The organism is Longimicrobium sp. (assembly GCF_036399255.1).
Taxonomy (GTDB): Bacteria; Gemmatimonadota; Gemmatimonadetes; order Longimicrobiales; family Longimicrobiaceae; genus Longimicrobium.
The window spans coordinates 1-9356 of sequence record NZ_DASWNM010000035.1; the positions used below are offsets into that span (position 1 = coordinate 1).

Annotated in this window: 7 protein-coding genes; 1 reads left to right on the plus strand and 6 read right to left on the minus strand. The window is 70.4% G+C overall.

Annotation, left to right across the window (positions count from 1 at the left end; genetic code table 11):
• Window positions 1-336: 336 nt before the first annotated feature.
• Together VGC13_RS06105 and VGC13_RS06110 are read right to left on the minus strand one after the other, a co-directional pair.
• Complete coding sequence (locus VGC13_RS06105; protein WP_331124335.1) at window positions 337-1386, minus strand: C40 family peptidase; 1050 nt, start codon at window positions 1384-1386, stop codon at window positions 337-339.
• Window positions 1383-2558 (minus strand): aminotransferase class V-fold PLP-dependent enzyme, encoded by a 1176-nt coding sequence (locus VGC13_RS06110; RefSeq protein WP_331124336.1) that lies wholly within the window; start codon window positions 2556-2558, stop codon window positions 1383-1385. Before VGC13_RS06110 ends, VGC13_RS06105 begins: the two co-directional genes overlap by 4 nt.
• A 241-nt stretch (window positions 2559-2799) precedes the next feature.
• On the opposite strand from VGC13_RS06110, the gene VGC13_RS06115 reads away from it, so the two are divergent.
• Window positions 2800-3441, plus strand: a complete 642-nt coding sequence (locus tag VGC13_RS06115; protein ID WP_331124337.1) for a regulatory protein RecX — start codon at window positions 2800-2802, stop codon at window positions 3439-3441.
• 89 nt (window positions 3442-3530) lie between these two features.
• Here VGC13_RS06115 and VGC13_RS06120 read toward each other — a convergent pair whose 3' ends face one another.
• From VGC13_RS06120 to VGC13_RS06135, 4 genes are all read right to left on the minus strand, one after another.
• Entirely contained in the window at window positions 3531-4349 is an 819-nt protein-coding gene (locus VGC13_RS06120; protein WP_331124338.1) for a TonB family protein, read from the minus strand.
• Between the two features lie 221 nt (window positions 4350-4570).
• Entirely contained in the window at window positions 4571-6415 is a 1845-nt protein-coding gene (locus VGC13_RS06125) for a potassium transporter Kup (protein ID WP_414682981.1), read from the minus strand.
• A gap of 317 nt (window positions 6416-6732) precedes the next feature.
• Window positions 6733-7764 (minus strand): recombinase RecA, encoded by a 1032-nt coding sequence (gene recA, locus VGC13_RS06130; protein WP_349264189.1) that lies wholly within the window; start codon window positions 7762-7764, stop codon window positions 6733-6735.
• 168 nt (window positions 7765-7932) lie between these two features.
• The gene (locus VGC13_RS06135) at window positions 7933-8985 is read right to left on the minus strand and encodes a GntG family PLP-dependent aldolase (protein WP_331124341.1); all 1053 of its coding nucleotides are present in this window, start codon (window positions 8983-8985) and stop codon (window positions 7933-7935) included.
• Window positions 8986-9356: the final 371 nt, after the last annotated feature.

Consider the following 9356-nt stretch of genomic DNA (forward strand, 5'->3'; position numbering starts at 1 on the left):
GGGGCTCGGCGCCGTTGGCAACAGTTGTATCGTTGCCTACGGCGCGCGCAGCCCGACCCGGAGCGCAGCGGAGGGACACGCCCACATTCGCCGTTCGTCCTTTTGGTTCCGGCTACGCCGGGTTAGGGAATAGGGAATAGGGAACAGCCTGCGAGGCTCCTGCGCGTGGGCAATCCATGCCTCGCTTCGGCGAATCCCGCCCACCGCCGTGAAAGCCGCCTCCTGCCCGGCCTTCTCGCCGAGCACCCGTCGCCGACGGCCGTTGTTTTCCCGCTATTCCCTATTCCCTATTCCCTGTTCCCTATTCCCTATTCCCTCTCCGTCATTCCCTCTCCGTCAGATCATCCGCCGGGCCCACAGGAACATCCGCTTCAGCTCCCGCTCGTAGGCGCGCCGGCCGGCCATGTCGTTGCGGGCCACGCCGCCGTTGCCCAGCGACGCGTGGATGATCCGCGAGCCGCCGGTGGACATGGCCACGTGCGTGCAGCGGCCCGGCGACTCGGCAAAGAACAGCAGGTCGCCCGCGCGCAGGTTGTCGAAGTCCTCGGCGCACTCCACCGGCTCACCGGCGCGCGACTGCTGGTCGCTGTCGCGCGGCAGCACGTGGCCGTGCATGCGGTAGAGCGCCTGCACGAACCCTGAGCAGTCCACCCCGCCCATCGTCAGCCCGCCCCACAGATACGAGACGCCCAGCCAGCGCTTGGCCGTCTCGCAGATCGCTTCGCCCTCCGTGGGAAAGCCCAGCCCGCGCGCGCCCAGCGGCACCATCTCGCCGCTGGCGATGCCCGTGCGCCCGTCCGGCAGGCGCACCACGCCGTCGCTCTCGCGGGTGACGCGGGCGCCCCAGGGCAGGCGGATCATCACGTCCCCCGTGTCCAGCGCCACCTGCGCGCCCAGCGACACCCAGATCTCGCCGTCGGCCCCCACCTCCCAGGCGCGGGCGCGCTGCTCGTCCATCAGCGCCACGTATCCCGCGTGAATCCAGCCGATGTAGCCGTCCGACCCGCGGCACTGCATCCACCGCCCGTCGCGGCGAAAGACGATCAGCCGGCTTCCCAGCACCGCCTGCGACACCTGCGTGCACTGGATCTTGGGCCCCGACAGCATCGGCGCGACGGCGGCGGTCACCACCGCGTGCACCCGGTCCTCCGCCTCGGCTTCCGGCAGCAGCTGAACCCGGTCCACCACCTGACGCCACGCCGTCAGCACGGCGATGCGCCGGTGCAGCTCCTGCGCGGCGGCGGGCTCGGAAGTGGCGCCGACGAGCGTCAGCTGGTCGCCGCGCACCTCCACCTCCACCTCGAACACGGCCAGCCGCGGATCCGGGGCAAGCTGGTCGCGCACCTCCGCCACCAGCTTCCGGACCTCCTCCGCCGAGCCCCTCACCCGTGCACCACCCCATCCAGCACGTCCATCACCTTTTCCACGTCCTGAGCCTGGTTGTACAGGTGCGGCGACAGGCGCACCGCGCCCTCCCGCAGCACGCATCCCACCCCCGCCCGCCCCAGCGCACGGCTGGCCCCCGCCGCGTCCGCCGGACAGAACGCAAAGATCCCCGACCGCCGCTCCGGCCGCCCGTCGCTCACCACCTCGATCCCCCGCTCCCCCAGCCACGCCGCCAGCGGGTCCTGCAGCGCCAGCACGTGCGCCCGGATGCGCGCGGGATCCGCCTCCAGCATCAGCTCCAGCGACTCGGCCAGGCCGGCGTAGTCCTGCCACGGCTGCGTGGCCACCTCGAAGCGCCGCGCCCCCTCGATCCACCCGAATTCGTAGTCCAGCACGCGCTCCAGGTCCGCCGAGGCACGCATGGAGGTCCATCCCACCAGGTGCGGCTCCATCCGGTCGATGATCTCGCGCCGCACGTACGTGAATCCCGTGCCAAAGGGGCCACACAGCCACTTGTGCCCGCCTGCCGCCAGCACGTCCACGTGCGACGCGCGGACGTCGACGGGAAGCTGCCCCAGCGCCTGGATGGCATCGACCACCAGGAATGTGCCGTGCTGGCGGCAGGCGCGGCCCAGCGCCTCCAGGTCCGCCACCCAGCCGCTGGTGAACTGCACCGCGCTGATGGCCACGATCCCCACGTCGCCGCGCGCGATCTCCTCCAGCATCCGCGCTTCGTCGGGGTTGCCGCGGGCGTCCGTGGGCAGCACCTGCACCCGCGCGCCGCGCAGCCGCTCCAGCGCCAGCCAGGGATACACGTTCGCCGGGAACTCGCGGTCGCTCAGCAGCACGCGGCGTCCCGGCTCCAGCGGCAGCCCCAGCGCCGCCAGGCTGATGCCGAAGCTGGTGTTGGGAAGCAGCGCGATCTCGTCCTCGTCCCCCCCGACCAGCCGGGCCCCGGCGCGGCGGCAGCGCGCCAGCACGGGCTCGAAGTCTGCCCCGCGCATGGTGTGGATGGCGGAGCGGCGCCGGTTGTACGCTTCCACGGCGGCGCGCGCGCGCTCCGGCAGCGGCCCCATGGACGCCGCGTTCAGGTACGCCGCGCCCACCATCGACGGAAACTCGCGATCGCGCAGCGCGCGAAAGTCCGCCGCCTGCGCGTGGGGTGCGATCATCTGGGGCGTGGCTTGCGACAACGCGCCTCATCCAGGAGCTGGGGATACGGATCGGGCTAGCATAAGCGGCGCGCGGCTTTGCGACAACCCCGTAACGGCGGAACAGCAGGGAATAGGGAACAGGGAATAGGGAATAGCCTGCAACGGCCGCGTCATCGCCCCGACAGCGCGTCGCACTTTCGCACTCTCGCACTTCCCTACCGTTGCCCGCTGTCCCCTGTCCCCTGTAACCTGTCCCCTCATGAAGATCACCGCGCTCCCCCCGCAGAAGCACGATCCCGACCGCGTGAGCATTTTCGTGGACGGCGCGTTCCGCATGGGGCTGTCCGCCGAGGTGGTGCTCGCGGCCGGGCTGCGCGTGGGCGATCCGGTCGATGATGCACGCCTGGCGGACCTGGAGCGGCGCGACCTGTCGTGGCAGGCGCGCGAGGCCGCCCTGCGACTGCTCGCCGTACGCCCCCGCAGCGCCGCCGAGCTCGTCCGCCGCCTGCGGATGAAGGGCTACGGCCCCGAGGTCGCGGACGAGGTCATCGGCCGGCTGCGGGAGATCGGGATGATCGACGACGCGGCCTTCGCGGGAACGCTGGTGCGCGACCGCGTGCGCCTGCGCCCGCAGGGCAGCCGCCGCCTGGCCAGCGAGCTGCGGCAGAAGGGCGTGGACGAGGAGACCGCCGCCGCCGCCATCCGCGAAACCATGGAGGGCGAGGCCACCGACGAGCGCGAGCTGGCCCGCCGCGCCGCCGAGAAGTGGCGGGTGCGCTCGGACGAGGAGCCGGAGCGCGCCCGCCGCCGCCTGAACGGCTTCCTCGCCCGCCGCGGCTTCGACGGCGAAACCATCCGCCAGGTCATCGACGAGCGCCTGCCCCACGACGGCTTCGAGTAGCGGGCATCCACCTCGGCTGCACGCACCCGACACGAAAAAGCCCGCCGCGACACTCGGTCGCGGCGGGCTCGCTTCATCCCCGGCGTTCATCAGACGAAGACCTTTACCTCCGTCTGCGCTTCCACGGGCCGGTTGGTGTCCAGGTTCACCGCGGGGCGAAAGACGAGGGTGAGCGCCCAGCGGCGCAGGCGCTCGTCGAAGCCGCGGTTGCCGGAGCTGTTCACCAGCCGCGCGTCGCGAACGCGGCCCCGAACGTCCACCGTCACCCGGATGGTGATCTCCTGGCTGGCCACCGCGCCCGGCTTGTCGGGCGGGATCAGCAGCACGTCGCTGGCCGGCGGCCGAATGCGCGACCCGCCGCCGTTCTCATCCCCGTTGCCCGATCCGGTGCCGCTGCCGCTGCCGCCGCCCGTTCCGCTGCCGGAGCCCGGACCCGCGCCGGACCCATCGCCCGCGCCGCGCCCCGTGCCCGTGCCGCCGCCGGTCCCCGCGTCCTGCCCCGGCGTGGCCGGACCGGGTGCGGCCACGGGCGGGCGCGTCTGCGGCGTCTCGGTCTTCGGCGCCTCCACCTTGGGCGGCTCGGGGACGGGCGTGGGCTCGGGCGGAATCAGCACGTCCTCTTCCGGCACCGTTTCCACCACCGTCTCTTCGGGCTGCGGCGCCGGCGGTGCCACGTCCACGTACGACACCATCTCCTGCCCGCCGCTGCCGCCTCCCCCCCCGCCGCCGCCCTCCGGAAACGCCAGCGCCGGCCCCGTCCCCGCGGGCTGGATAGCGAGCAGGGCGTTGCTGCGGATGCCCCACGTCAGCAGCACGATCAGAAGCACGTGCAGCACCGCCGCCGCGCCCGCCGCCGGCAGTGTACCCCGCCTGTTCTTCTTCCGGATGCCCTCGACGTGTTCGAACACCGCGATTGTCTCCTGTTCCGTCGGGTGAAGTGCGGCAGGGTTTTGATACCACGGCAGGCCCTGGTTGATCCCTACGGAGGGGAAAGAGGAAAGGTTACAGGTTACAGCAAGCACGTATCCGACAGCGAGCGGCCCCCGGCACAGTCGCCGGAGGCCGCCCATCCCTTGCGGGCTATTCCCTATTCCCTGTTCCCTGCTTTTGCCCCGCTGTAACCTGTCCCCTACAGCTCGATCTGCGCCCCCAGCTCCACCACACGATTCGGCGGCAGGCCGAAGAACGACGTCGCGCTTCGGGCGTTGCGCGACATCACCGAGAACAGGTGCTCGCGCCACAGCGCCATCCCCGGGTTCTTGGACGCGATCAGCGTTTCGCGGCCCAGGAAGTAGCTGGTTTCCATCGGCTTGAAGACCAGGCCGTGCGTCCGCGCCTGCTCCAGCCCCAGGGGAATGTCGGGATCTTCCTTGAACCCGTAGCGCAGCACCACCCGGTGCAGCCCGTGGCCCAGCTCCGACACCGTCACCCGCTGGTCGTCGTCCACCACCGGGATCTCGTCCGTCTCCACGGTCAGCAGCACCACCCGCTCGTGCAGCACCTTGTTGTGCATCAGGTTGTGCAGCAGCGCCGGGGGCGTGCCCTCGGGGTTGCCGTACATGTACACCGCCGTCCCGGCCACGCGGGTGTAGCGGCTCCCCTCCAGGTCCGCCAGAAACAGCTTGATGGGGAGCGTGCGCCCCTGCAGCCGGTCGGCCAGGATCTGCCGCCCCGTCTTCCACGTGGTCATGGCGACGAAGAACGCGCCCGCGATCACCAGCGGGAACCAGCCGCCGTTGGGGATCTTGACCAGGTTGGCGCCCCAGAAGCCCACGTCCACCACCAGGAACCCCGCGATCAGCAGCCCCACCTTCCACGGCGCCCAGCCAAAGCGGGCGCGCGCCACGAAGGCGAACAGGATGGAGGTGAACACCATGTCCGTGGTCACCGCCACGCCGTACGCCGCCGCCAGGTTGGTGGAGCTCCGAAAGCCCAGCACCAGGCCGATGCAGGCCAGCATCAGCAGCCAGTTGATGGACGGAATGTAGATCTGCCCGATCTGCCGGTCCGACGTGTGCTCGATGTGCAGCCGCGGCAGGTACCCCAGCTGCACCGCCTGCCGCGTAAGCGAGAACGCGCCCGAAATCACCGCCTGCGACGCGATCACCGTGGCCATGGTCGACAGGGCCACCAGCGGCAGCAACGCCCACTTGGGCGCCATCAGAAAGAACGGGTGCTCCACCGCCGCCGGGTTCCCCAGGATCAGCGCACCTTGGCCAAAGTAGTTCAGGATCAGCGCCGGCAGCACCAGCGCGAACCAGGTAAAGCGGATGGGCTTCTTGCCGAAGTGCCCCATGTCGGCGTACAGCGCCTCGCCACCCGTCACCACCAGGAACACCGAGCCCAGCACCAGGTACCCCGGCCACCCGTTGCGGGCAAAGAACTCCACGCCGTACAGAGGGTTCACCGCCGCCAGCACGCTGGGGCGCTGCACGATCTGGTACAGCCCCAGCGCGCCCAGCGTGGTGAACCACAGGAACGTCACCGGGCCGAACACCTTGCCGATCCCCGCCGTCCCCCGGCTCTGCACCGCGAACAGCGCCACCAGGATGGCGATGACGATGGGGATGACGTACGGCTCGAAGAGCGGCGTGGCCACCTTGAGCCCCTCCACCGCGCTCAGCACCGAGATGGCGGGGGTGATCATGCTGTCGCCGTACAGCAGCGCCGCGCCGAACAGCCCCACCAGCACCAGCGTCCACCGCCGGCTTCCCGGCCGCATGCGCCGCGCGGGGGCGACCAGCGCCGTAAGCGCGATCATCCCGCCCTCGCCGCGGTTGTCCGCCCGCATCACGTACGTCAGGTACTTGATGGAGATGACGATGATGAGCGCCCAGAAGATGAGCGACAGCACCCCCAGCACGTTCTCGCGCCCGGCGGACAGGCCGTAGTGCTCGCCCAGCGACTCGCGGATGGCGTACAGCGGGCTGGTGCCGATGTCTCCGTACACCACGCCCAGCGCCGCCAGCGCCATCACGTAGAAGTCGCGGCCGGTGGGCTCGCTGTGTGTCCCGTGTGTCACGCTCGGGCCGGTTGGGGAGTGTGGAGGGCGCGGTCCCGCCGCCGCTCCACGTCAGTCGCCGTCATCGGGCACGGCCCGTGTGCAACGGCGGTGCCGAAACACACGGGCGGTGCCGCAAAGGGCGGACAAGCTACCGCCGAACCGCCGCGCGTCAACGCCTTCCGGGTAGCCGGCGCCTCATCTGACGCCGCGGGCAATCGTCAGGAAAGCGGAAAGGCTCCCCCGCCGAAGCAAGAGGAGCCTCTCGATCCATGGCAGCAGCGCGGAGGTCAGTCCGCGTCGCTGTCCGTCGCGGCCGCAATGCCCTGCATCCCCAGCACTTCCTTGACGCGCGCTTCCACCTGCGCGGCCAGCTCGGGATTCTCCTGCAGGAAGGCCTTGGCGTTCTCGCGCCCCTGCCCCAGCCGCACGTCGCCGTACGAGAACCAGGCGCCAGACTTGTTGATCACGTCCGACTCCACCCCCAGGTCCACCACGATGCCGTGGTGGTCGATGCCGACGTTGAACATGATGTCGAAGTCGGCCTGCTTGAAGGGCGGCGCCACCTTGTTCTTGACGATCTTGGCGCGCGTCTTGTTGCCCACCAGCACGTCACGGTCCTTGATGGACCCGATGCGGCGGATGTCGATGCGCAGCGACGCGTAGAACTTGAGCGCGCGTCCGCCCGTCGTCGTCTCCGGGCTGCCGAACATCACGCCGATCTTTTCGCGGATCTGGTTGGTGAAGATCACCGTGGTCTGCGAGCGGTTGATGGCGCCGGTCAGCTTGCGCAGCGCCTGGCTCATCAGCCGCGCCTGCAGGCCCACGTGGCTGTCGCCCATCTCGCCCTCGATCTCGGCGCGGGGCACCAGCGCCGCCACCGAGTCGATCACCACCACCTCCACCGCGCCCGAGCGCACCAGCACCTCGGCGATCTCCAGCGCCTGCTCGCCGGTGTCGGGCTGCGACACCAGCAGGTTGTCGACGTCCACGCCCAGCTTGCGCGCGTACTCGATGTCGAGCGCGTGCTCGGCGTCGATGAACGCCGCCACGCCGCCGCCGCGCTGCGCGTTGGCGATCACGTGAAGGCAGAGCGTGGTCTTGCCGGACGACTCGGGCCCGTAGATCTCGGTGACGCGGCCGCGCGGAATGCCGCCAACGCCGATCGCCGCGTCCAGATTGATGGCGCCGGTAGGGATCGCCGAGACGGGAATCCGCGGCCCGTTGACCCCCATCCGCATGATGGAGCCCTTGCCGTGCGCCTTCTCGATCTGCCCGATGGCGATGTTCAGGGCCTTCTGCTTGTCGGCCGCGATGTCCAAAGCTGCCATCTCTCGTGTCCTCTGGTAAGCGCTTCAGGCGAGCCCATGCGGGCGTGCGGATGGTACACCCCCGTCCAGGGGCGGTTCCCGAAGATAAGGCGAAAGTTTACGGCGACACGCGCCGCCGCACAAGGGTTTCGTTTCCAAAAGTTGTCCGGCGTCCGGGGGTCAGCCCAGCAGTTCGCGGACGGTCTCCTCCAGCGCCGCCGCCGCGCGCGCGATCCCCGCGTCGTCCGCGTCAAGGTGCGTCACCGCCCGCAGCCTGCGCGCGCCGAACTGCGTCATCCGCACACCGCGCCGCTCCAGGCCCGCCAGCACCGCGCCGGGCTCCAGCCGCCCCTCCGTCAGGTCGATCATCACAATGTTCGTCTCCGGCGCGGTCACGGCCAGGCCCTCGATCCTGGCCGCGCTGGCCGCCAGCGCGCGCGCGCGACGGTGGTCGTGCTCCAGCAGCGGGAAGTTGTTGCGCAGCCCGTACAGCGCCGCCGCAGCCAGAATCCCCGCCTGCCGCATTCCGCCACCCAGGCGGCGGCGGACCCGCCACGCGCGCTGCATGACGTCCGCGCGGCCGCCCAGCAGCGAGCCGACAGGCGCACCCAGCCCCTTGGAAACCGCCAGCATCACCGTGTCCACCGGGGCGGCGAACTCCGCCAGCGACACGCCCGCGGCCACGGAGGCGTTCGCGAGGCGCGCCCCGTCCAGGTGCACGGGCACGCCGCGTTCATGGGCGGTCTCCGCCACCGCCCCGAGCTGCGGCAAGGGCATCACCCGTCCGCCCGCCCCGTTGTGCGTGTTCTCCAGGCACACCAGCGACGTCTGCGGCAGGTACGGCGAACCCGGGCGGATAGCGTCGGCCAGGTGCTCGGGGCGCAGCAGGCCGTCGGCGGTCTGCACGGCGCGCAGCTGGATGCCGCCCCACGCGGCGCCTGCGCCCTCTTCGTAGTTCAGGATGTGGCCGCCCGCGTCGATCACCGCCTCGGTTCCGGGGCGGCCCAGCACCAGCAACGCCGCGGTGTTGGCCATGATCCCGCTGGGAAAGAAGAGCGCGGCCTCCTTGCCCAGCAGCTCGGCGCCATAACGCTCCAGCTCGGCCACCGTGGGGTCGTCCCCCAGGACGGCGTCGCCCACCTCAGCTTCGGCGATGGCGCGGCGCATCTCCGGTGTGGGCCGGGTGACGGTGTCGGACCGAAGGTCCACGACGGCTAGGGTATCTGCGGGCATCGATCGCTCGGTTTCGGTGGGTTCGCGCCCAAAGATCCCCCCGCGCCGTGCGTCGTGCAAGGGGCGCATCGTCCCCCTTCGTACGCAGAAGCTTCGTGCTGTCCTTGCCCAGCCGCTGCCTGCTTCCGAAGTATCCCATGGTGACTCCGGTTCGAGGTTCGCTGATCTGCATCCGTTCCGGACCTGGCCCATCCTCTCGTATCCTCTCGTATCCTCTCGTATCCTCTCGTATCCCCTCGTATCCTCTCGTATCCTCTCGTATCCCCTCGTATCCCCTCGTATCCCCTCATATCCCCTCGTATCCCCTCGTATCCCCTCGTATCCCCTCGTATCCCCTCGTATCCCCTCGTATCCCCTCGTATCCCCTCGTA

Excerpts from the sequence above, each read along its gene's own strand:
- VGC13_RS06115 (WP_331124337.1), top strand. The coding sequence starts at position 2,800 with ATGAAGATCACCGCGCTCCCCCCGCAGAAGCACGATCCCGACCGCGTG.
- VGC13_RS06125 (WP_414682981.1), bottom strand. The coding sequence starts at position 6,415 with ATGGCGCTGGCGGCGCTGGGCGTGGTGTACGGAGACATCGGCACCAGC.
- VGC13_RS06110 (WP_331124336.1), bottom strand. The coding sequence starts at position 2,558 with ATGATCGCACCCCACGCGCAGGCGGCGGACTTTCGCGCGCTGCGCGAT.
- VGC13_RS06135 (WP_331124341.1), bottom strand. The coding sequence starts at position 8,985 with ATGCCCGCAGATACCCTAGCCGTCGTGGACCTTCGGTCCGACACCGTC.